The organism is Frankia sp. CgKIO3 (assembly GCF_977946435.1).
This window is the reverse complement of record NZ_CDWTMO010000029.1, coordinates 1-22,382: the sequence shown is the minus strand read 5'-3', so window position 1 is coordinate 22,382 and position 22,382 is coordinate 1. Positions and strand designations below refer to the sequence as shown.

The following is a 22,382-nucleotide window of genomic DNA, read 5'->3' as shown; positions in this document are numbered from 1 at the left end:
GTCGAGCGGCTGCGGTTGTGGGCGCAGGAGATGTACTGGTTGCAGGAAGCAGGCGCGGCTGCGCGGACTGCTGCGCTGAGCGCGCGGGCGCGGGCCGCCCCGCTATCCCGTTCCCGGCGAGGGGCCTCCCGTCCCTGGCGGGGGGCCGTCGAGCGTGCCGAACAGCCGGCGGCCGAGGTTTGCCGCGGCGACGTTGCCCCGGTGCAGATACCGGGTGATGCCAGCTTCCAGGCTCTCGGCGGCGTCGTCCTTGCGGCCGGCCCGGTAGAGCACCTCGGCGCGGGACAGCAGCGCGTGTCCCTGGCCGTCGGTGTCGTCGGTGCGGCTGGCGAGATCGACGGCGGTGTCGGCGAACCGGAGGGCCTCGGCATCGCGGCCGCGCAGCGCCAAGAGCTTCGCGTGGACCCCGCACCATCCGGCCTGGGCCGGTAGCTGATCGGCGGCAGCGGCGTCCCGACACCGGGTGACGTACTTGCCCGCGTCGTCGACCTTGCCGAGCCGGACGAGAACGTCGGCGAGTGCCGCGGCCCGGTTGGCCAGGAACGCGCGTTCCCCCATCCGGGACAGCTGCCGGCAGCTTCGCCGCAGTTCCCGCTCGGCGACTGCCAGCTCGTCGGCGAGCAGTGCCACCCGGGCCACGACGAACCCGCCATGAAAGGGGTCGACCCGAGGGGCGCGCAGGTCGTGAACGATCTCCTCGGTCGCCTTGAGATGGATCTGCGCGCCCTCCAGATCCCCCGACATGGCGGTGAGGACCGCGAGCTGGGCGAGCACGGCCCGACGCAGAGCCCGGTCGTCGTCAGCGGCGTCGAGGGCCTCGTTTGCCCGGGTGATCCCGACGGCGACTGGCCGGGGCCCCCAGCTCATGAGCATGGTGAGCTCCCGGCGCAGCGACTGCGCGGCCCGGGGCACGCCGGACTCTTCCGCATGCTGGACGGCGTTCTCCATCGCCCGCTCGGCCGCGGCGAACTGCCCGGCCGCCAGGTAGGCGTTGGCCTGGCTGCGGCAGGCGAGCGCCGCGCCGACCTCGTCGCCGGCCTGCACGAAGTTGGTCAGGCACGCCGCGGCTTCGGTCAGCGTCCTGGCGACCAGGCCCTCCGGATCGGTGGAGAACAGCACCCGCAGGTACGCGAGCCGGGCATGGGCCCGCAGGCCCTCCTCCCCGGCGCGCCGGGCCCGCTCGGTCACCTGGCGCAGGATGCGCTCGGCGTCGGAGAGCCGGCCGAACGAGTACAGCGCCCAGCCGAGGTCGATCTCGGCCCGTAGCCGCAGCGGGTCCGTCTCGGGCAGCAGGGTGATGGCCCGCTTGAGCAGCTGGGCCGCGCCGGTCTCGTCGCCCTGGCGTACCCGGTCCGCCGCCTCGATCAGACAGGTCGCCGCGGATCGGCCCAGCTCGACCGTCTCGGTGTCGCGCTGCCCGATCTCCACCCGGTAACGGAACGCCTGCTCCAGGTGGTAGCCGACCAGTTCGTCGTGCTCACCGGGGCCGCCCTCCAGCCGGGTCTGCAGCCACTGGGCGAACCGCTGGTGCAGATCGGCGCGCTGCCGTTTGGCGGTGGACTGGTAGGCGCAGTCGCGCAGCAGCACGTGCAGGAACCGGAACGCCTCGACGCCGGGCAGGTCGGACCGGTCCGGATGTACCAGTTCCTTGCGGACCAGGCTCAGGCAGTGGGCGGCGACCATCGGCTGTTCGTTCGGGTCCGACAGGTCGATGACGGCGTCGAGGTAGAAGCGTTCCCCCACGATGGCGGCGCGTTCAAGGACCCGCCGTTCGGGCGGGTCGAGCCGGTCGAGCCGGGCCGCGAGCAGGGACGAGATGGTCGGCGGCACCGTCACGTTGCGCAGGCTGCCGGTGGCGATCCACCGGCTGCCCTCCCGGCGCAGCAGGCCGTCGTCGACGAGGGCCGCCACCATCTGCTCGACGAACAGTGGGTTGCCGGCCGCGGAGGTAGTGATCCGGGAGACGAGGGCCGGGTCGAGGTCGTCGGAGCCCATCAGGGTGCGGATCAGGCGCTGGCAGCGTGCCTCGGTCAGCGGCGCCAGCAGCATCGAGGTGGCGTTGAGTTTGCCGCCTCCCCAGTCCCGCCGCTCCTCCAGCAGTTCCGGGCGGGCCAGGCACAGCAGCATGATGGGGGCGTCGCGGGACCAGTCGGCGATGTTCTCCAGCAGGTCGAGCAGGGTCGGCTCGGCCCAGTGCACGTCGTCGAACCACAGGATCAGCGGGCGTCGGGCCGCCAGCGCCTGGAAGAAGGACCGGACGGCCCAGAAGCTCTCCTGCGGACCGAGTTCCGCGCCGCCCAGCCCCACCAGGGGCGCGAGCGCCTCGACGATCTCCGCCGCCTGGGTGACACCGTCGAGCAGTTCCCGCAGCCGACGCCGCCCGTCCGGGGCGCTCTCGTCGGCGGACAGACCGGTGGCCTGGCGCACCATCTCCATCAGCGGCCAGTAGGCGATGCCCTCGCCGTAGGACAGGCAACGCCCTGTGAGCACGGTCGCCCGGTTCGCCATGGCCGCGCAGAACTCGCCGACCATCCGGGACTTGCCGATGCCCGCCGGGCCCAGCACGGTGAACAGGTGGCAGGTGCGTTCCTCGACCACGGCCTCGAAGGCGTCCTGCAGCCGGCGGCGTTCCCGGTTACGCCCGATGACCGGGGCGGTGAAGCCGTGGGTCGGGGCCCGGCTGCCGGGACCCGCGGTCGGGTCGACCAGCCCGATCAATCGGTGCACCCGCAGCGGGTCGCGCTTGCCCTGGACGACCAAGGGGCCGAGCGGGCTCACCGTGACGCTGTGCCGGATGAAGCGGTAGGTGGTGTCCCCGATGAGGATCTCGTCAGGGGGAGCGGCGTGTTCCAGCCGGGAGGCGACGTTCACCGGATCGCCGGTGACGCCACCGCCGGCGACGGTCACCTCGCCGGTGTTGATCCCGATCCCGCACCCGCAGTTTCAGGCCCCACTCGCGCTGCAGGTCGGCGTTGAGCGCCTCCATCGCCGCCCGGATGTCGAGGGCGGCGCGACCCGCGCGCAGCGCGTCGTCCTCGTGCAGCACGGGAATGCCGAAGACGGCGTCGCCAATGAACTTCTCGACCGACCCGCCGTGGGTGTAGATCACTTCACGGACGGTGGTGAAGAACCGCCACATGACCTGCTGCAGCGGTTCGGAGTCGATTCTCTCGCCGATGTCGGTGGACCCGGTGATGTCCACGAACATGATCGTCACGGTTTTCCGGGCGCCGCTCCCCAGGGTGGGAAGGGGGTTCCCACATCCGGAGCAGAAGCGCGCCCGCTCGGGGTTGTCCTCCGCGCAGGTCGGGCACGGCACCATATGCCGGATGGTAGGCCGATCGCGACCCGAGGCGGTGGGGGATGTGCGTACCCGAGTCGCCTGAGGTGATCCGTCCCACGCCGGTGCCACCGTCGAGTCCCAGCCGGGACGGCGCGACCCGGGCGGTTCATCCGCCGACGGCCGGCTTGGCGCGGTCATGACGGCAGCTCCCGCCGCACCGCGAGGAGCGCCGCCACCTGGGCCAACGCTCCCCAGCCGCCCGCGTTCACCTCGACCGCCCCGCAGCCACCAAAGAACACCACGCTGCCGGAGCCAGGGGTGACCAGACCCAGCAGGATGCGCGGCGTCGTTGTCTTGCCGGGGCCGTTCGGCCCCAGAAAACCGGTGATGTTCCCTTCCCGCACCGTGAAACTCACGTCCCGGACGGCGCGCTGGGACCCGTATCGCTTGGCCAGATGGTCTATTTCAACGACGGCGGTGACGAGAGCCTCCCGGCGGAGGTTCGAGCGGGGCAATCTCTACGGTAACCTGTCGCTGTTCCAGATCCACCGGCGGCTGTCACCGCCGGCCGGGTCGCGGTCGCCGGCCGGGAGACCGGTACTTCCCGGGTTCCCCGAACCGCGATCCCCCAAGGAGTTTTCATGGACGCTCTCGCCTGCCTGATGACGCGCCGTACAGCGACCCGGCTCGTCGAACCCGGTCCGACGGCGGAGCAGATTATGATCATACTTAGTGCCGCCACCACGGCGCCGGATCACAAGATGCTGCGGCCCTGGCGCTTCGTGGTCGTGCGGGGCGATGCTCGCGCCACCCTGGCGGCGGCGATCAAGCGGGCCGCCGAGACCGTCGGCGGGTTGCCCGAGCCGGTCATCCGCAAGACCGTCGGCAAGGCCACCCGTTCCCCGGCGTTCATCGCCGTCGTCGCCTCCCACGTCGGTTCGAAGGTTCCGGTCGCCGAGCAGGACGCCTCGGCCGCGGCGGCGGCGCAGAACATCTGCCTGGCCGCGCACGCGCTCGGCGTCGCCTCGGCCTGGAAGTCGGTGCCGATGCAGGGCAGCGCCGAGGTCCGGGAGGCGTTCGGGCTGACGTCGGACGAGGCGCTGGTCGGCTGGGTGGAGCTCGGGACCCAGGCGGGCACCGCGCCGCTGCCGGCGCGGCCCGCCGTTCGGCTGGCCCAGGTCGCGGCGGAGATGGAGGCCGACGGGACGCTGGTTCCCGTGGCAGCGGACGATCGGATCTCCCAGTTCGGGCAAGTGACCACGGTGTGAGCGGCAGGCTACCTAAGCTGGAACACAGGTCTTGAGATCGGGCGGCCTGGACCGGGGTATGACTCCGGCTCCCGAGGTGCGACGGGAGGTGCGCCGTGTGTGGCGGTCTTCGAGGCCGTGGCCGTCTCGGCCTGAGCGTGGCCGGGGGGCTGCTGCTTGCGCTGGTCGTCGGATGCTCGGATCCGGGGTCGAGCGGGTCCGGCGGCTCGGCCGCCCGGCCGGGCTCGGTGGTCATGCCGAGTGCGTCGTCTCAGGACCCGGGCGGCCCGGGCACGCCCGGGGCCTCCGCCGCCCCGGATGGTGTCGCGTCACCGCCGGTGCCGACTCCGCAAGCATCCTCCGTCTTCGTCGGAGAGGCCTGTTCCCCCACCGAGGACACCTCGCCCGCGACCGCCGTGAACGGCCTTGTGCTGTTCTGCGCGCCCGTCGGCGGGACCGGCCTGGCCGGCATTGGTCGATGGTCCACGGAGCCGCCCGCCCCGGCTCTCGTGACCCGGCCGGATGAGGGCGGGAACTGTGACCCCGAGGACGTCGGGCGCATCGTCCAGGACTCCGCCGGCCGCCCGGTGTCCTGCCTTCGAGACCCGACGGGCACCCTGACCTGGTCTGACATCTCCTGAACCGGGTCACCACGTCACCGAGCCACCGGTGCCGGTGGCGCGGACCGCCGGGCCGTGCCTACCGGGATGATCAGCCGTTGCGGCGGGCCCGGCGGGTGGCGAGGGCCTCGGCGACGGACCAGAGAGCCGGCAGCACCAGGGCTCCGAAGACGGTCGCCCATGCCCACGGATGATCGGCCAGGTATGGCACGACGTCGTCGTGTAGCCAGGGGAAGAGCCGGTCATGGATCACCGGAACGGCACCGGCCGCCGCGAACACCGCGATGAGCCCGGCTCCCACGACCGCCAGTCCTCCGGGCAGGTGCCGCCAGCCGGTCAGTCCGATCATCAGCAGGCCGATCAGGCCGACGACGATCCCCAGGCCGCCGAGGATGCCCGAACCGGTCAGCCCGCCGGCCGTACCGAGGCCGACCAGCGCTGTTCCCACCGCGATCGTCATCCGCCGCCGGCCGTGCGTGACATCCCGGATCATCTCGAAGGCGAGACGGGTGACGGCCCGGGCGAGGAAGGCGACCGGTCGCAGGGGCCGTGGCAGCCGGCGGGTCGATGCCGCCCAGGCGACGACCACCGCCACGATCTGGGCCAGGGCGGTCACCAGAATCGGGCCCTGCGCCGCGTCGGTGATGCGTTCGTCCGAGACGCGGCAGGCCTCGAGCACCTCGTCCACCGCTCGCGGGGGCAGCGCGCCGGGCGTGACGGGGACGCCGCTGAGCCCGGGTGGCCGGGGCGGTCGGCGCGCCAGAGCCGAACTGTCGACGCCGACCGGCCGATGGGCACCGGTCCGTCCCGCGGCGACCCTGGCGGCCGCGGCCGCGGCCAGCGAGATGACCTTGGCGCCGCGCGGCTCGTCCAGGTTCGGGGGGCCCGTCGCTTCCGGTGCCGCCGAGGCCCCCGGTCCGGTCGTCGTTCCGGGCCGGGTTGGTTCCGCGGTCAGGGCCCGGTCGACGGCGGCGAGGAAGTCGGCGGTGGGCCGCGGATCGACCCCGGCCTCGTTGTCGCGCCGCACCGCCTCGGCGACCCCCACCAGCTCCTTGGCCGCGATGTCCCGTTGGAGGCCGGCGGCGACCCAGGTCGCCGTGACCGGCAGGTTCGGCGGCACGGGGGCGTCCGGATCGGTCAGAAAGCCAAGCTCGTCGAGTACCTCCCGTGGCGCCGGGCTGCCGGCCACCTCGGTGAGATCGTCGACCAGATCCACCAGCCAGCCCCGGCGGGCCAGCGCCGCGGCACGGGCGTGACCGGCGGGGACGGCGGGGATGGCGGTGTCTCGGCGGATCATGAGCCGGCGTGGATCCAGCATGATCCGGACCAGCCAGCCAGCCAGCCAGCCAGCCAGCCAGCCAGCCAGCCCGCACCGTCCAGCCGTCCCCACATCCAGTCGTTGGCCCGCCACGAGGACTTCGCGAAGGCGCCGAAGTTTCCCAGCTGCAGGCCTGTGACCTTCTCCTCGGCCAGCGCGCGGGCGGGATCGAGGCGGTTCGGTAGATCCGCGCTGATCTGGACGAGCTCAACCGGTTGATCGAGGACCGCGGCGCCGGTGCTCCGCTCGACCAGGTGCACGTCGAGCACGGCGATCAGGGCGTCCGCGGGAGTCGACGGGAGGTAGCCGACGAAGTCCGCGAGGGTCCGGGCCGCCACCGCCCGGCGCTGGCCGAGACTGAGACCCTCGGGCCTGGTCTCTGGTCCCGCCGGAGACGGGGCCGCGGGGGACCGCCGGTCCACGAGATCGGTGAGCTCGGTCCGCAGGGTCTCGATCGTTTGTTCCAGGGAACGCCAGGCCCGGATGAGCTCGTCCTGCCTCGCGTCGCCCTTCGGGTCGGTCCGCAACCAGCGGCGGGCCGCCTCGGCGATGACGTCGAGCAGCGGTGCCCCGGCCATCGCACCGAGGGTCTTGCCGACCGTCGTGAAGACGCCGGGTCGCAGGGCCGCGGTGCCTGCGGTGCCGGTGTTCCGGATGGTGGCGCGCGAGGCGCCGTGCACGGCCGCCGCGAGCCGGGCGAGTCGGATCCGGTCCGCCGGCTCGGGGGAGAGGACGTACCCTTCGTTGATCATGTTGATCAGCAGGCCCTTGGCGGCGTCGAGCGCGGGCCGGCCCAGCCGCCACAGGTCGGCGAGGTCGGCCGTGGTCGGCAGCCGGTCGGGAAGCATCTGGACCATGGCGTTGACCGCGGCGTTCGTCATCCGGGCGGGTCCGGCCGCGTCGGTGCGCAGCGCGTCGGTGTCCGGGGGACGGGGCAGGTCGAACCGACCACCGAGGACGCGCAGCAACGCCTCGATCACTGGTGGGGCGGTCTCCTCTGCCAGGCTGCGGCGGTAGGCGTCATAGACGCTCTCGTCCGCTAACCGGGGCCCACCGGCCGGGGCGAGGCGCAGCAGCCGTCGTCGGTTCGCCCGCGTACCGCGTACGGCGCTGTTATGGTCGCGCAGCGTCGCCAGATCTGTACCGATCGACTGGTTCAGCGCCGCGCCGAGCACCTGGAGGAGGGTGGGGATCACCGCGGGCGGCATGGGCGGTGTGGGCATCCTGGTCGGTGCCGCCGGGTTCATCGGTGCCGCCGGATCCGTCATCGGTACCGGCATCCGCGGCGAGGGCACGACGTAGGCGAGCACGCGACGGACCTGGCGCTCGGCGGGCCGGTCGAAGATGGCCGCCAGCGCCGGTCCGATCGGGCGGTTGACCAGAATCCCGCCGTCCGAGGCGTGGAATCCGCGGGAGGCGTTGACGTAGCGGGCCATGTCCGGGTGCGCGGCATCGACGGCGTGCCCCACCGACACGTAGGCCGGCTCGAAGGCGCCCGGAAAGGCGGAACTGGCCCGTGCGGCCAGGGCGAGACGGGGGACCGCGCCAGGGTCGGTCAGGTCCTGCGTGCCGAAGGCGAACAGGCCCCGGTGGTCGACGTCGCACATGGTGCCGCCGAGTGAGTCGGCGTGCTCGGCGACCTCGCCGCGCAGGATCGTCGTGGTGATGAAGACCGATGTCGGGCGGTCCGCGCCGGCCCGGTTGGGGCGGGCCGTCTCCCCCACCGCTGCCAGGGCGGTGTGCAGCGCGGGCAGCACGGCGGTGTCCCCGTGCAGTAGCGAAGGATACGTCTTTTCGTGGGGGGTACGCATGAGCGCGTCAAGCGAGCCGAGGGACAGCCACAGGTCCCGCAGCGGGGTGAGATCGGCGTGGTGGGTGTTCGCGTAGCCCAGCATGGCGGCGTTGATGCCACCGGCCGAGGTGCCGGCGAGTACGTCCACACTGACCTCGACGTCGAGGATGGCTGCCAGCCGGGCGTAACGGGCGGCGACGGCAGCGTCCGCTTCGTCGGCCCGGTCACGGCCCGGGCTGGTCGCAAGGTTGATCTCGGTGGCGACCCCGCCCATCCAGACGGCGAGGCTCGCGCCACCGGTCATGACGACCGCGAGCCGTACCTCCTGGGTGGCCGGGTCGCGCATGAGTGGCAAGAGTAGACGTGCCCGGCCTCGGGTCTTCCCCGTTTGTCGGAGAAAAGTTGGATCGCGACGGCTTCTTCCCAGCCGCCGCTCTTGTCAACGGGTTACTCGTGAGTAGCATGGGAACAACGTACTCACGAGTAGCTAGCCGGCATCGGCTGATCACGATGTCCGGCGGTCCCGGGAAGGAGCCGTTGATGGGCCACTACCGGAGCAATCTGCGAGACATCGAGTTCAACCTGTTCGAGGTGTTCGGGATCGATCGCACGCTCGGCACCGGTCCCTTCGGGGAGATGGACGCCGAGACCGCGCGCGAGGTGCTGGCCGAGCTCGACCACCTCGCCTCCGGACCCGTTGCCGAGTCCTTCACCGACGCCGACCGTCATCCGCCGACCCTGGATCCGGCGACCGGATCGGTGACCCTGCCGGAGTCGTTCAAGAAGTCCTACCAGGCCGTTCTGGACGGTGAGTGGTGGCGGCTCTACCTTCCGCCGCACCTGGGCGGACTGGGTGCGTCCCCGACCGTCGCGTGGGCGGCCTCGGAGCTGCTGCTCGGAGCGAACCCGGCCATCTTCATGTACATGGCCGGCCCGACGTTCGCAGCGATCCTGCACCGGCTCGGCAACGAATGGCAGCGCCAGCTCGCCGAGTTCGCCATTGAACGGCACTGGGGCGCGACGATGGTGCTCACCGAGCCGGACGCGGGTTCCGACGTCGGAGCCGGTCGTACCAGGGCGATCGAGCAGCCCGACGGCACCTGGCACATCGAGGGCGTGAAGCGGTTCATCACCAATGGGGACTGGGATGTCCCGGAGAACATCATCCATCTCGTGCTCGCCCGGCCGGAGGGGCACGGCCCGGGGACCAAGGGCCTGTCGATGTTCGTGGTGCCGAAGTTCATGCCCGATCCGCGGACCGGCGCGCCCGGCGCCCGCAACGGCGTCTACGTGACGAACATCGAGAAAAAGATGGGCCTGAAGGTCTCCGCCACCTGCGAGCTGCGGTTCGGTGAGCGGGCGCCGGCGGTCGGCTGGCTGGTCGGTGACGTCCACGAGGGCATCGCCCAGATGTTCCAGGTGATCGAGTACGCCCGGATGATGGTGGGCAGCAAGGCCATCGCCACGCTGTCCACCGGATATCTCAACGCGCTCGAGTTCGCCCGCATCCGCGTCCAGGGTGCGGACCTGGCCCGCGCGTCGGACAAGACGGCACCGCGTGTCACGATCATCCATCACCCGGATGTCCGCCAGATGCTGATGATGCAGAAGGTGTATGCGGAGGGCATGCGTTCGCTGATGCTCTACACCGCGACGTTCCAGGACCGGGTTGCGCTGGCCGGCGAGCGGGGGGAGACCGACGAGCTCGCCGAACGCATCAACGACCTGCTGCTCCCGATCGTCAAGGGGGTCGGCTCCGAACGGTCCTACGAGCTGCTCGCCTCTTCACTGCAGATCCTCGGTGGTTCCGGGTACCTGCAGGACTATCCGATCGAGCAGTACATCCGCGATGCCAAGATCGACACTCTCTACGAGGGCACCACGTCGATCCAAGGCCAGGACCTGTTTTTCCGGAAGATCGTCCGGGACCAGGGGCAGGCGCTGACCTCCGTGCTGGGCGAGATCCAGACGTTCGTGAAGGGGGAAGCCGGCAACGGCGCACTGCGGGCGGAGCGGGAGGCGCTGGGGGTGGCTCTCGATGACGTCCAGAGCATGGTGAATTCGCTGGTCGGGTTCCTCACCGGCGCCGCCGAGGATGCCGCCGCGATCTACAAGGTCGGCCTGAATACGACGAGGCTGCTGATGAGCCTCGGCGACCTGATCATCGGATGGCTGCTCCTGCGCGGCGCCGAGGTAGCCCTGCGAACCCAGGATTCTCCGGCATCCGCCGGGGCCCGGTCCGCTCGGGACGCCGCCTTTTACCAGGGCAAGGTGGCCGCCGCGCGCTGGTTCGCGGCCAATGTGCTACCGGATTTGACGGCGCGCCGGGTAGCGCTGGAGTCCACCGGCCTCGGGCTCATGGAACTGCCGGAGGAGGCGTTCTGATGTTGCCGGGGCGGGGTTGCGTTCTTGTCGCGGCAGGGTATATGGGCCGGTATGGGAATCCCGTTGAGTCTTTTACTCTTGGCCCTCGGCGCCATCCTCGCCTTCGCGGTCCGCTCCGAACCGTCCGGGCTCGACATCACGGCCGTGGGCATCATCCTGATGTGCGTCAGCGCCATTGGGCTCGGCCTCACCCTGTACCGCGACCAGTGGCGCAGAAAGATCGTCGAAGAGTCGGTCGAGAACGGCGTGCCCGCGCTCATGCCGTTCGATGACGGCATCATCGTCGACCCGTCCGCCCCATTCGAGGCCCCGCACCGGCGCGAGCTGGGACTGGCCCCCGAGGAGGATCGTCGGCTGAACCCCTCACGCCACCCGGAGGCGACCTCCGGTGACGGGCAGCCGGCCATCCACATGCACGTCGAAGGGGACCACCCCGTGTCGCCTCACTAAACCGTGCTCCTTCACCGGTCCGCCTGCCCACCGCCCGGTCCGGTTCCCAGGGCGGTCCGTGGGGACGGACCAGGGAACCGGACCGGGCGCTCGTCCGCGGGGTCGAGCCGGGATGGTCGGTTCAGGAGGTGCGTAGCGGCGGGAACGCCTGATCGAGCTCGTTGCGCATGTCCCGCTTGAGGATGTCGTCGGCGTCCGAGGAGGACTGACCCTCGAGTAGAAACCGAGCCACTCGTAGGGTGAGGTCGACCCGCTCAGCCAGGTTGAGCGTGCCGGTGAACCGGCCGCTGGAGTTGGCGGAGGTCAGAACCTTGGCGACGAACTCGTCCGCGGCCTGCAGTGCCTCCACTCGCGTCATGGTTCCACCTCTTTGTGCCGGAAGCCGGTCAGAGGCGCAACCGTACCAGGGAGCGGAATCTGGGCTGTTGTGTGCCCCTCTTGCGTGCAGTGTGCCCGTTTGTGGTCAACTGGTGGATCCGATGAGCCGATCAGGACCAGGCGAGTGCCACCGTGGGATCAGTGAGGACGGCACCCACGTCGGCGAGGACCGCGGAGCCCAGCGCGCCGTCGACGATGCGATGGTCGAACGAGAGCGCCAGCTGTACCACCGTACGCACGGTGAGCTGACCCTCGTGCACCCAGGGCATCGGTCGGATCGAGCCCAGGGCGAGGATCGCCGCTTCGCCCGGGTTCAGGATCGGGGTGCCGATGTCGACGCCGAGGACGCCGACGTTGGTGATGGTGATCGTGCCGCCGCGCAGATCCGCGGGGCTGAGCCGGTCCGCCCTCGCCGCGGTGGTGAGGCCGGCCAGGGCGTGAGCCAGTCCGACGACGTCGAGCCGGCCGGCGTCCGGGATGGTGGGCACGACGAGCCCACGCGGGCCTGCCACGGCCATGCCGAGGTTCACCCGGTCGTACACATGTATCTCCGGCCGGCCACCGTTCCCCGGCCGGCCACCGCCCGCGTCCTCGACCCAGGATGAGTTGATCATCGGGTGTCGGCGAACGGCGATGAGCAGGGCTCTGGCGACGAACAGCAATGGGGTGATCTTGATTCCGGTGAACTCCGGCAGCGCCGCGATCCGGTCCCGGACGGCCATCGTCGCCGTCGCGTCGACGGTGAGGAACTCGGTGACGTGCGGGGCGGCCGAGACGCTGGTGACCATCGCCTGCGCCATCGACCGCCGGATGCCGGTGACAGGCACGTGCCAGGTACGCGTCTCGGTGGAGAAGGTGGCCCCGGCGGGGACGACGCCGATCGGCGGGGCATCGCGCGTGGGCGGCGCCGCGAGGGGCGCGGTACGGGCGGTGGCACGCACTGCGGCCTCGACGTCGGCCCGGCTGATCGTGCCGTCCGGGCCGGTGCCGGCGAGGGAGGCGAGGTCGACGCCGAGGTCACGGGCGAGCTTGCGGACCGGCGGTTTGGCGAGCCCCGGACCAGCTGTGTGCCCCGGACCGGCTGGCATAGGTGGTCGTCGAGGGCGGCGCCGGCGGCTCTCGGCCGTCCTCGGCCCATAACCCACGAGGACTGGGGTGCGCTCGATGCTGCCAGCGTCCCGGGACGTCGGCAGGCTGTTCCCACCCGTCCCGTTCTCACCCGTCCCGTCGGGTTCGGCGTCGGCGGTCTGGATGGTCAGCAAGGGTGCGCCGACTGCGAGGGTTGTTCCCTCGGCGCCGTGGATCTCGGCCAGGATCCCGGCGAACGGGCTGGGGACCTCGACGACCGCCTTCGCGGTCTCGACCTCGACGAGGGGCTGGTTCACCGTGACGGTGTCCCCGACCTGGGCAAGCCACCGGACGATGTCCGCCTCGGTCAGACCTTCGCCGAGGTCAGGGAGCCGGAACTGTCGCTGCGTCACGGTAACCCCAGTCAGATAGCCGGTTGGTCGGTCCTCAATGCTTCTCAGGATGCTCAGTACGCGAAGGAACGGTCCACGGCGTCGAGGATGCGATCGATGTCGGGGAGGTAGTGGTCTTCGAGGCGGGCCGGGGGATACGGGGTGTCGAAACCGGTGACCCGCAGGACCGGCGCCTCCAGGGAGTAAAACGCCTGCTCCGTCACTCGTGCGGCGACCTCGGCCGACACCGAGACGTTGGACGGTGCCTCGTGGACCACGACCAGCCGGCCGGTCCGGCGTACCGAGTCGAGCACGGGTTCCAGGTCCAGGGGCGAGAGCGTCCGCAGGTCGATGACCTCCAGCGACCGGCTGTCGTCCGCCGCGCTGATCTCGGCGGCGTCGAGGCAGGTCCGCACGGTGGGACCATAGCCGACGAGGGTCGCGTCCGTGCCGGTGCGCACGACCCGGCTGGCGTGCAGTTGGGTGAGCTCGTCCGCGGGCAGTTCGGCGAGGGGGCGCGGGTCGACCACGCCCTTCTCCCAGTACCGCCGTTTCGGTTCGAGGAAGATCACCGGATCGTCGGACCGGATGGCCTGCTGGATCATGTGATGGGCGTCGACCGGGTTCGAGCAGGCGACAACCTTCAGGCCGGCAGTGTGGCAGAAGTACGCCTCCGGCGACTCACTGTGATGCTCGACGGCGCCGATCCCGCCGCCGAAGGGGATGCGGATCGTTACCGGCAGCCGGATCCGGCCGGCCGACCGGTAGTGCAGCTTCGCGAGTTGGCTGACGATCTGGTCGAACGCGGGGTAGACGAACCCATCGAACTGGATCTCACAGACCGGCCGGTAACCGCGCATGGCAAGCCCGATCGCCGTGCCGACGATCGCCGACTCGGCCAGCGGGGTGTCGATGACCCTGGCCTCGCCGAATTCCTGTTGCAGCCCGTCGGTCACCCGGAAGACCCCGCCGAGCTTGCCGACGTCCTCCCCTATGATCAGAACCTTGGGATCGGCGGCCATCGCCGAACGCAGCCCGAGGTTCAACGCCTTGGCCATGGTGACCGGGGCGCGGGCGACCCGCTCACCGACCTCGTCGGAGCGTTGCTCCCCGGCAACGACAGCCCCGCTGGTCACCGGTTCCCCTCGAGTACGCCCATCTCGTCCTCCACGCCGGGCCCCTCCACGTCGAACATGGCCGCCAACGCCGATCGCTGGGCCGTCACGAGTTCATTCTCAGCCACCTGCACATGATCGAACAGGCTGGTCGGGATCGAATCCGGCAGCGCGACGCACTGCGCGCGCAGCTCGTGCGCGAAGGCGTCCGCCTCGATGGCCAGCTGCCGCAGACTCTCCTCGGTGAGCAGGCCCCGCGCTGTCAGGTGGGCGCGCATCCGGTCCAACGGATCACGCCGACGCCACATGCCCAGTTCACTCTCCGGACGGTAGCGGCTGGGATCGTCTGCCGTGGTGTGCGGATTCATCCGGTAGGTCACGGCCTCCACCAGCACCGGGCCACGCCCGGCACGCGCGGTCGCCAGGGCCCACCGGGTCACCGCGAGACACGCCAGCACGTCGTTGCCGTCCACCCGCACGCCCGGAAAGCCGAAGCCGGCGGCCCGGTGGACGATCTCGATTCGGCTCTGGCGCCGAGCGGGCGCTGAGATGGCCCACTGGTTGTTCTGGCAGAAGAACACCAGCGGAGGGGCGAACACGCTCGCCCATCCGAACGCCTCGCTGACGTCGCCCTCGCTCGACGCCCCGTCACCGAAGTACGCAATGGCCGCGTCGTCGGTGCCGTCCCGGGCGATTCCCATCGCGTAGCCGGTGGCGTGCAGCGCCTGCGAGCCCACGACGATCGAGTAGAGGGCGCATCCGTGAGTGTCCGGATCCCAGCCACCGAGCGTCGTGCCGCGATAGATCGCCAGGATTTCCCTCGGCCTGACTCCCCGGCACCAGGCCACCCCGTGTTCCCGGTACGACGGGAACGCCATGTCGCCAGGCCTCAGCGCCCGGCTGGATCCGACTTGGGCCGCCTCCTGGCCCCGCAGGCTTGCCCACAGCCCCAGCTCGCCCTGGCGCTGCAGGCTGGTCGCCTCTTCGTCGAACCGGCGGATGAACACCATGTCCCGATACAGCCCATACAGGTCGTCGTCGGTCAGATCGGCGATCTGGGCGGCCAGATCGGCGGCTGTCCGGGGCGGGTCCGCTCCCGCGGCGCCCGCCCCGCCGGCGCGGGCTCTGGAGGGATCGGGCCCCGGCGCATCGGGCCCGGCTGCCATCGTCGTGGACGCGGTGGTGATCCGGTGGCCGGCCGGGGTGAGCAGCTGCATGAGCTCCGTCACACTCGTCAACGATAGACCTTGGACGGACAACAGTGGCAACCGGATCCGGCGGTCCCGCCGTGACGAGTGACCATCGCTCCTGCTCGGTACGGTTGCGCGGTGACGAGTGCGCAGCACATGACCCGCCCGCCGGCCCGGCGTGAGATCGGCAAGGTGGGGATCTGGAGTGGCCAGTTCGACTTCTCCCCGGCCGCGGTCGTCCGGGAGGCGATCGCAGAACTCGACGATCTCGGTTATCCGACGTTGTGGACCGGTGAGGTCAAGGGGCGCGAGGTGTTGGTCACCGCCGCTCTGGCGCTCGAGGCCACCTCCCGGATGACGATCGCGACCGGGATCGCGCAGATCCTCGCCCGTAACCCGCTCACCATGACCGCTGGTCAGCTGGCCCTCGCCGAGGCGTACCCGGACCGGTTCCTGCTCGGACTCGGGGTGTCCCACGCCGAGCTGATGCACATCCGGGGCGCCTCCTACACGCGCCCACTCGCCCAGATGGCGGCGTACCTCGACGAGATGGACCGGATGGCGGTCGAGCAGTACCGGGCCGTGCCACCGCCCGGTGTCCCGCCACGGGTGCTCGCCGCGCTCGGTCCGAAGATGCTCGGCCTCGCCCGGGACCGGGCCGACGGCGCCCACACCTATTTTGTGCCACCCGAGCACACCGCTGCCGCCCGGGACATCCTCGGGCCCGACAAGCTGCTCGTCCCCGAGCAGGCGTTCGTCCTGCACACCGATCCGGAACAGGCCCGTGAGCTCGCCTGCCGGCACACCGGGTCCTATCTTCGGCTGCCGAACTACACGGCGAACCTGCGGCGTTTCGGGTTCGACGACGACGATCTCGCCGGCTCGGGCTCGGACCGCCTGGTCGACACGATCGTCCCCTGGGGGGACGCGGACGTTCTGCTCGGGCGGATCAAGGAGCATCTCGACGCCGGGGCCGATCAGGTGGCCGTGCAGGTGCTTGACTTCGACCGCCGTGGGCTGCCGCGTCGGCAGTGGCGCGAACTGGCACCGGTGCTGTCGGCACTCTGACGTCGGACGGACCGCGGCGGTCGAGCTCGGGATCATGGGAACGGCCGGGACGCGGCCGGTTTGCGAGTGGCTCGTCGTGGCGTGGTCGTCACGGAGGGGGGAGCCTGGCGTGGAGCGGGGTGCAGCCAGCCGGCGTGCTCGGTGCGTTCGGTGCAGAGGAGGGCGCACGGCCGTCGCCGGTTCATCGTCGGGTTCATGTTCGTCGCCTGTGCCGTGCCCTACGGCGAGGACCGTCCGAGGCCGACGCCGCACGCCGACGGTGCCTCCGCCACCACCGGTCCCCCGGCCGGGGCCACTGCGGCCACCGCGGCCACCGCGGGAGCCGCACCCGTCGGTGACGGCCCGCGGCGGCCGACGGGGCAGCCGGTCACCATCGCCTTCGGCGGCGACATCCACTTCGAGGGTGCTCCCGGTCAGCGGCTCGCCGCCGATCCGCGGACGGCGATCGGACCCATGTCGGCGGCCCTGACCGCGGCCGATCTCGCGATCGCGAACCTGGAGACGGCGGTGACGGACCGTGGCGCCGCGGCCCAGAAGGCGTATGTGTTCCGGGCTTCGCCCACCGCGTTCACCGCGGTACGGGCGGCCGGCATCGACGTCGTCACGATGGCCAACAACCATGGCATGGACTACGGCATCGAAGGCCTGCAGGATTCGCTGCGTTACGCCCGGGATGCGCACTTTCCGCTCGTCGGCATCGGCGTGGACGACACCGCCGCGTACGCCCCGTACATGACGACGGTCAAGGGGCAGCGTATCGCCGTCCTCGGGGCCACCCAGGTGCTCGACGACGAGTTGATCGCGGCCTGGACGGCGGGTCCGAACAAACCCGGCCTGGCATCGGCAAAGGAGGTCGATCGGCTGGTGCGAGCCGTGCGAGCCGAGGCTGACACGGTCATCGTCTTCCTGCACTGGGGGACTGAACAGCAGCAGTGCCCCAACGAGGCACAGCGCGCCCTGCCCCCCCCGGCTGGCGGCCGCGGGCGCGGACGTCGTCATCGGGAGCCACGCCCACGTTCTGCTGGGCGCCGGATGGGCCTCCGACGGAGTGTACGTCGGCTACGGGTTGGGGAACTTTGTGTTCTATTCCTCCGGCGCCGGCCGGAACACCGAGTCCGGGGTGCTGGAACTGACCGTCGCTGGCCGGGCGGTCATGGCCGCTGCCTGGCTACCCGCCCGGATCGTGGGGGGCACCCCCCCAGCCGGTGACCGGTGCCGCGGGAGCCCGGGCCCTGGCGAACTGGAACGCCCTGCGCGCCTGCACCGGCCTCTCGGCGACGGCACCCTGACCGACGGCTGCGCGCACTGTGCCCCGCGGTGCGTCCCCTGCTCCGCCGGGCACCTCGCTCAGGTGGCCGGTCGGGCCGCGCAGGTGGCACAGGTGCCGTAGATCTCCACAGTGTGCACGACGTCGACGAATCCCTCGGCGTTGGCAACCTTGGCGGTCCACACCTCGATCTCCGGTCCCGCGATCTCCACCGTCCGGCCGCAGGAGCGGCAGACGAGGTGATGGTGATGGTCGTCAGAGGCACAGCGCCGGTAGACGGTCTCACCGTCGTCCCGGCGGATCATGTCGACCTCGCCGCGGTCGGCCAGCACCTGCAGATGGCGGTACACCGTCGTGAGCCCGACCGCGGCGCCCTGCGCCCGTAGCCGGGCGTGCAGATCCTGGGCGCTGGTGAAGGCGTCGGTCTCGGCAAGCGCGGCGGAGACGGCGTCGCCCTGCCGGGTGGCACGCACGGCCGTCCCCCGACTCGGCGCCGGACGGCGCTCTGCCGTCTCATCCCGCTGGTTGCGGGGGTCGCGGGCCGGCCGGCCCGTGCCGGCCGACCTGGTGTCGTTCCCCGCGGTGCTCACGTCGCTCCCTTCGCTGCCGTTCAGTCTGTCTGGTCGGTTCAGTCTGTTGCCGGTGTCGCCCTTACCGTCCGTGCCTCTCATCCCGACTGTGCCGTCCGTCCCGCCCGGGGCGTGCACCAGCCGTGGGGTCGGCTCGGACCCGTGAGCTTCTTGGGGTGTACGGGCCACGTTCTCACTTTCTCATCTCCTCGCCGCGCTGGGCGTGCCTGGCGACGGGAATGGGCACGCGTCCGTTGAACATTATTGACAATGGTTTTCATCCCGGATGTGCTGGGCGGAGGTGTGAATGCGCTTGCGACCTGATCGCAGGAAAGTCCTGAGGTAACTCGCTGCCACCCGTTGCCATTCCCGAGCTCGTGGCGGCGATCCGCTGACGGCCGCACGCTGACGGCCGCACCCACCGGTGATCTGCGACGCTCCGAGGCATAACCTTCGCCCAGAGTAGATCCAGGGCGGAGGGATGCATGGCGGGGCGTAGCGGCCGACCTGGGTGGTTGCGGGAACCGGATCCGCTCCAGAACCCCCTCGGTAGTCGGCTCGCCATTCTCGGCGCGATCGTGCTGGTGATTGGCGGGGGAGCGGCGACCCTGACAGGCGGTGCGGACTCGGCGTCCGGGCTACCCGCGTCGACCACCGGCGGCTCTGCATCCACCGCGAACGGCTCTGCATCCACTGCGAATGACTCCGCCGAGCTGGCCTCCTGGTACCACGGCAGCGAGGGTCTGCGGACCCGGGTCGCCACGGACGTCGCGGCGGCCCGAGCGTATCTGGCCGCCCAAGACGGCGCTTCCCTGCGGCCCGTCTGCGTCTCCCTCGGCACCGACACGCAGGCGGCGCTGACCGCGCCGGTGCCGCCGACCGCGGCCGCGCAGGCGCGGTTCGATGCCGGCGGCAGGGACTATGCCGCCGCTGCGGCGTCCTGCGGGCAGCTCTTCGACGGCACCCGGATCCAGGTCGGCGTGCTGCAGCAGCGCATCGCGTCGTCGTTGGCGGACGGTGACCGGGAATGGGGGGCGCTGGCCGCTCTCATCGGACAGCCGATGGCGACTGCGAGTCCCCCCGCGGCGTCGGGGCGCAGCGGGTGAGGCCGTGCAGGGTGCCGGTGAGCGGAAAGGTCCGGATCTCTTGCTCACACCATCCGGCCTGCCGCAGGGACGTGAGTTCGGCGGCCGTGCCCCGGAGGTCGTAGGCGAGGATGAACAGCAGGATCCGGTCCGGCGGTTGCGGGCGGCTGCGGATCGCGCCGTCCTTCCCGATCACGCTCAGGAAGGTTGTCGCCGATCGGGGTACCCGGGGCCCGATCGGCGGTCCCCCGGGCGATGCGTCGTCGCTGAGGTCCATGGCGTAGAGCCAGCCCGCTCGCGCCAGTCGGCCGCCGACGATGACGAGATCGCCCGCCCGATACTCGGCGCGGGCGGCGATCGTCGCGTCGACCATGGCCTCGATCGGACGGGGATCGTGGCGTTCGTCCCACAGCGTGATGGTCCCGCCGACCGCGCAGACCGGCATCACCGCCAGCGCGATCAGGCCGACGGCCGCGGGAAGCCGCGCCGGCCCGACCGGCCTGGCTGCCTGGGCCGTGCGGGCCAGGCGGGCCGTGCGGGCCAGGTCTGCAACGCCGACCGCGACGATGATGGTGAGCAACGGAACCAGAAACAGATTGGTCCGACAGGCCCCGAAGGGCCAGTAGCGTCCGGCGCTGGCCGCGAGCTGGAGCAGTTCGGCGCCGATCAAGGCGACGATAAGGATCATCCCGTCGGGGCGTCGGCGCAGTACCCGGACTCCGAGCGCCAGCGCAACCGCCGTGGCCGTCCCGACGAGCAGCGTCGGGAGGCGATGCCCCTCGAGGAGGGAGTGCACCAGATTGGGGTCATAACGGTCGATCCCGGGCGGAGCGCCACCGAGAATCGCGCCGGTCTGTTCGAGCGTGAACCGCAGGCCGCCAAGGATCCCTCGATCGGCGAGGAAGTGATCGTCCCAGAAATGGCTCGCCCGTTGACTGGACTGGTGCGCCACAAAGATCATCATGTGGGCGCCGGCCAGGAGGAGGGCGGGGCCCACCCGTCCGGCGGTGCGTACCACGGTGCGTCGGGGCACCGCGCGGACCAGGTCGTAGCCAGCGAGGGGAACCAGCAGAAACACCGCGGGCAGCGACAGCAGCGCCAGCGCGCCGGCCGCGGTCCGGCGTGGGAGCGTGGCCTGTCCTATCCACAGCGCGGTCACCGCGAGGGTGACCACCGCATCGAGGACGTAGGGCTTGAGCTGTGTGCCGGTGTCGACGACGGTGCCGGCGAGGGCGGCCGTCACCGCGGCGGCCACGGCCGGCACCCGGCCGGTGAACCGCCGCGCGAGCAGGAAGCCGCCCGCAGCGAGCAGCGGTAGCCAGATTCCCGCTCCGACGAGCCGGAGCGACCAACTGTGCCAGCCGAGGATGGTCCCGGTCAGTCGGGTCAGCGCCAGTGAGCCGACTGAGGACGGGGTGTTGGCCGCCGTCAGTTCCGACCAGAACGTCGGCCACGGTTCCCCCGCGAAGTGCGGGCGCCACAGCTCGTCGTACCAGAGCGGACGATCGATCCGGGCTCGCAGCGCGATCTGCGCCCCGATCGTGGCGGCGACCAGCAGACCCACGAGCAGGACGTCGCCACGCCGTTTTTCCACAGGTTGTCCACAGGGCGTTGGTGTCCTGTGGACAACCTCCCCGATGGTGTCGATTGCTCCGTCAGTTCTGTCGCTGGGAGGGGTGCTGTCGCTGGGAGGGGTGTTTGTAGGAGGCCAGGAAGCGATCGATCCGGCCGATGGCGTCCGTGAGATCGTCCACCGCGGGCAGGGTCACGATCCGGACATGGTCGGGATGCGGCCAGTTGAAGCCGCTGCCCTGGACGAGCAGGATCTTCTCGGCCAACAGCAGATCGAGGACGAACCGTTCGTCGTCCCGGATCGGGTAGACGGCGGGGTCCAGTCGGGGGAAGGCATACAGCGCCCCCCGCGGCGGGACGCACGACACCCCGGGGATGTCGTTGAGGAGCTTCACGACCGTGTCTCGTTGTTCGCGCAGCCGGCCGCCGGGCAGGACGAGGTCCCCGGCGCCGCCGTCCTCCGTGAGGGCGGCGGCCGTGGCGAACTGCCCGGGCGCGTTGGCGCACAGGCGCATGTTCGCGAGGATGTTCACTCCCTCGATGTAGCTCGAGGCGTGGCCGCGCGGACCGGACATCACCATCCACCCGGCCCGGAACCCGGCTAGCCGATAGGACTTCGACAGCCCGTTGAAGGTCATGCAGACCAGGTCCGGCGCGAGCGCCGCGGTCGCGATGTGCTCGGCGTCGTCGTAGAGGATCCGGTCGTAGATCTCATCGGACAGCAGCATCAGGTGGTGGCGGCGGGCGACCTCGACGATGTTCTCCAGCACCTGCCGGTCGTAGACGGCACCAGTCGGGTTATTTGGGTTGATGACGACGATCGCTCGTGTCCGCGGGGTGACCTTGGCGGCGATGTCGTCGGGGTCGGGCGCCCAGCCGGCGGACTCGTCGCAGAGGTAGTGCACGGGCCGGCCGCCGCACAGGCTGACCACGGCCGTCCACAGTGGATAGTCGGGCGCGGGGAGCAGCACCTCGTCGCCGTTGTTGAGCAACGCCTGCAACGACATCATGATCAGTTCGGAGACGCCGTTGCCGAGGTAGACCCCGCCGGGGTCGAGGCCGGTGACCCCCTTACGGAGGTGATAGCGCACGACCGCTTCCCGGGCGGCGAGCAGTCCCTTGGAGTCGCTGTAACCCTGTGCATCCGCAAGGTTTGCCACGACGGCCTCGAGTACCTCCGGCGGTGCGGAGAAGCCGAACGGCGCGGGATTGCCGATGTTCAGCTTGAGGATGCGCGAACCCGCAGTTTCTAGCCGGGTCGCTTCGTCGAGGACAGGCCCGCGGACGTCGTAGCAGACGTCGGCGAGCTTGTCGGACTGGGTGAACTCCATCTACCCAGAGTAGGTGGGCTGTCCAGCGGATTTTCTGCCGGCCGGCGGCGTGCCGGCGAGTTCACCCCGAGGGAGTGACTCCGAGGCTCAGTCACCTTCGTAGATGATCGTTACTCGACGGTTGCGTGCTCATCCGGCCGGATCGGCTGATCCGTGCCCGGTCGCCGAGAGCCGTGCCGCTCCTTGGCACGAAGGTCGACTGATTATGGACGTCATCCTGTGTTTCGGGTCCAGTCTCAATGCCATTTCCGC

General features: G+C 70.8%; 17 protein-coding genes and 2 pseudogenes. 8 read left to right on the top strand and 11 right to left on the bottom strand.

Annotated elements, in window-relative coordinates:
• Window positions 1–102: 102 nt before the first annotated feature.
• Together AC08OJ_RS05675 and AC08OJ_RS05670 are read right to left on the bottom strand one after the other, a co-directional pair.
• Window positions 103–3,322, bottom strand: a pseudogene (locus tag AC08OJ_RS05675) (AAA family ATPase).
• Between the two features lie 155 nt (window positions 3,323–3,477).
• Complete coding sequence (locus tag AC08OJ_RS05670) at window positions 3,478–3,798, bottom strand: ATP-binding cassette domain-containing protein (protein ID WP_476591899.1); 321 nt, start codon at window positions 3,796–3,798, stop codon at window positions 3,478–3,480.
• 126 nt (window positions 3,799–3,924) lie between these two features.
• Here AC08OJ_RS05670 and AC08OJ_RS05665 point away from each other — a divergent pair, with 126 nt between their 5' ends.
• Together AC08OJ_RS05665 and AC08OJ_RS05660 are read left to right on the top strand one after the other, a co-directional pair.
• A complete protein-coding gene (locus AC08OJ_RS05665; protein ID WP_476591900.1) occupies window positions 3,925–4,551 on the top strand; it encodes a nitroreductase family protein in 627 nt (208 codons plus the stop codon).
• A gap of 95 nt (window positions 4,552–4,646) precedes the next feature.
• Window positions 4,647–5,171: a hypothetical protein gene (locus AC08OJ_RS05660; protein WP_476595217.1), complete on the top strand. Its 525-nt coding sequence runs from the start codon at window positions 4,647–4,649 to the stop codon at window positions 5,169–5,171.
• Window positions 5,172–5,241: 70 nt separating this feature from the next.
• Here AC08OJ_RS05660 and AC08OJ_RS05655 read toward each other — a convergent pair whose 3' ends face one another.
• A complete protein-coding gene (locus tag AC08OJ_RS05655) occupies window positions 5,242–6,468 on the bottom strand; it encodes a DUF3376 domain-containing protein (protein ID WP_476595216.1) in 1,227 nt (408 codons plus the stop codon).
• On the bottom strand, window positions 6,444–8,606 hold the full coding sequence (locus AC08OJ_RS05650) for a patatin-like protein (RefSeq protein WP_476595215.1): 2,163 nt from the start codon (window positions 8,604–8,606) through the stop codon (window positions 6,444–6,446). Before AC08OJ_RS05650 ends, AC08OJ_RS05655 begins: the two co-directional genes overlap by 25 nt.
• Before the next feature lie 194 nt (window positions 8,607–8,800).
• On the opposite strand from AC08OJ_RS05650, the gene AC08OJ_RS05645 reads away from it, so the two are divergent.
• Complete coding sequence (locus AC08OJ_RS05645) at window positions 8,801–10,645, top strand: acyl-CoA dehydrogenase (protein ID WP_476591903.1); 1,845 nt, start codon at window positions 8,801–8,803, stop codon at window positions 10,643–10,645.
• A 63-nt stretch (window positions 10,646–10,708) separates the two neighbouring features.
• Window positions 10,709–11,095: a hypothetical protein gene (locus tag AC08OJ_RS05640; RefSeq protein ID WP_476591904.1), complete on the top strand. Its 387-nt coding sequence runs from the start codon at window positions 10,709–10,711 to the stop codon at window positions 11,093–11,095.
• 121 nt (window positions 11,096–11,216) lie between these two features.
• Here the strand turns inward: AC08OJ_RS05640 and AC08OJ_RS05635 are convergent, their stop codons facing one another.
• From AC08OJ_RS05635 to AC08OJ_RS05620, 4 genes are all read right to left on the bottom strand, one after another.
• Window positions 11,217–11,453: a hypothetical protein gene (locus AC08OJ_RS05635; RefSeq protein WP_011434531.1), complete on the bottom strand. Its 237-nt coding sequence runs from the start codon at window positions 11,451–11,453 to the stop codon at window positions 11,217–11,219.
• Between the two features lie 130 nt (window positions 11,454–11,583).
• Window positions 11,584–12,954 carry a dihydrolipoamide acetyltransferase family protein gene (locus tag AC08OJ_RS05630; RefSeq protein WP_476591905.1) on the bottom strand — a complete coding sequence of 457 codons (1,371 nt, stop codon included), beginning with the start codon at window positions 12,952–12,954 and terminating at the stop codon, window positions 11,584–11,586.
• A gap of 53 nt (window positions 12,955–13,007) precedes the next feature.
• Window positions 13,008–14,069: an alpha-ketoacid dehydrogenase subunit beta gene (locus tag AC08OJ_RS05625; protein WP_476591906.1), complete on the bottom strand. Its 1,062-nt coding sequence runs from the start codon at window positions 14,067–14,069 to the stop codon at window positions 13,008–13,010.
• On the bottom strand, window positions 14,066–15,265 hold the full coding sequence (locus AC08OJ_RS05620; RefSeq protein ID WP_476595223.1) for a thiamine pyrophosphate-dependent dehydrogenase E1 component subunit alpha: 1,200 nt from the start codon (window positions 15,263–15,265) through the stop codon (window positions 14,066–14,068). Before AC08OJ_RS05620 ends, AC08OJ_RS05625 begins: the two co-directional genes overlap by 4 nt.
• A 129-nt stretch (window positions 15,266–15,394) precedes the next feature.
• Between AC08OJ_RS05620 and AC08OJ_RS05615 the strand changes: the two genes are divergently transcribed.
• The 3 genes and pseudogenes from AC08OJ_RS05615 to AC08OJ_RS05605 all read left to right on the top strand — a co-directional run bounded on the left by AC08OJ_RS05615 (window position 15,395) and on the right by AC08OJ_RS05605 (window position 17,696).
• Window positions 15,395–16,306, top strand: coding sequence for an LLM class F420-dependent oxidoreductase (locus AC08OJ_RS05615; RefSeq protein WP_462186461.1), 912 nt, complete (start codon window positions 15,395–15,397; stop codon window positions 16,304–16,306).
• Between the two features lie 195 nt (window positions 16,307–16,501).
• Window positions 16,502–17,206, top strand: a pseudogene (locus AC08OJ_RS05610) (CapA family protein); the annotation flags it as partial.
• Window positions 17,163–17,696 (top strand): CapA family protein, encoded by a 534-nt coding sequence (locus AC08OJ_RS05605; protein ID WP_476595222.1) that lies wholly within the window; start codon window positions 17,163–17,165, stop codon window positions 17,694–17,696. The pseudogene AC08OJ_RS05610 and the gene AC08OJ_RS05605, both read left to right, overlap by 44 nt.
• Here the strand turns inward: AC08OJ_RS05605 and AC08OJ_RS05600 are convergent.
• Window positions 17,654–18,163, bottom strand: a complete 510-nt coding sequence (locus tag AC08OJ_RS05600) for a Fur family transcriptional regulator (protein ID WP_476595214.1) — start codon at window positions 18,161–18,163, stop codon at window positions 17,654–17,656. The genes AC08OJ_RS05605 and AC08OJ_RS05600 overlap by 43 nt on opposite strands.
• A 464-nt stretch (window positions 18,164–18,627) precedes the next feature.
• Between AC08OJ_RS05600 and AC08OJ_RS05595 the strand changes: the two genes are divergently transcribed.
• Window positions 18,628–19,248 carry a hypothetical protein gene (locus AC08OJ_RS05595; RefSeq protein ID WP_462186444.1) on the top strand — a complete coding sequence of 207 codons (621 nt, stop codon included), beginning with the start codon at window positions 18,628–18,630 and terminating at the stop codon, window positions 19,246–19,248.
• On the opposite strand, the gene AC08OJ_RS05590 is transcribed toward AC08OJ_RS05595, so the two are convergent.
• Entirely contained in the window at window positions 19,190–20,821 is a 1,632-nt protein-coding gene (locus tag AC08OJ_RS05590) for a hypothetical protein (RefSeq protein ID WP_476595213.1), read from the bottom strand. The genes AC08OJ_RS05595 and AC08OJ_RS05590 overlap by 59 nt on opposite strands.
• 61 nt (window positions 20,822–20,882) lie before the next feature.
• Entirely contained in the window at window positions 20,883–22,130 is a 1,248-nt protein-coding gene (locus tag AC08OJ_RS05585; RefSeq protein WP_476595212.1) for a pyridoxal phosphate-dependent aminotransferase, read from the bottom strand.
• Window positions 22,131–22,382 lie beyond the last annotated feature (252 nt).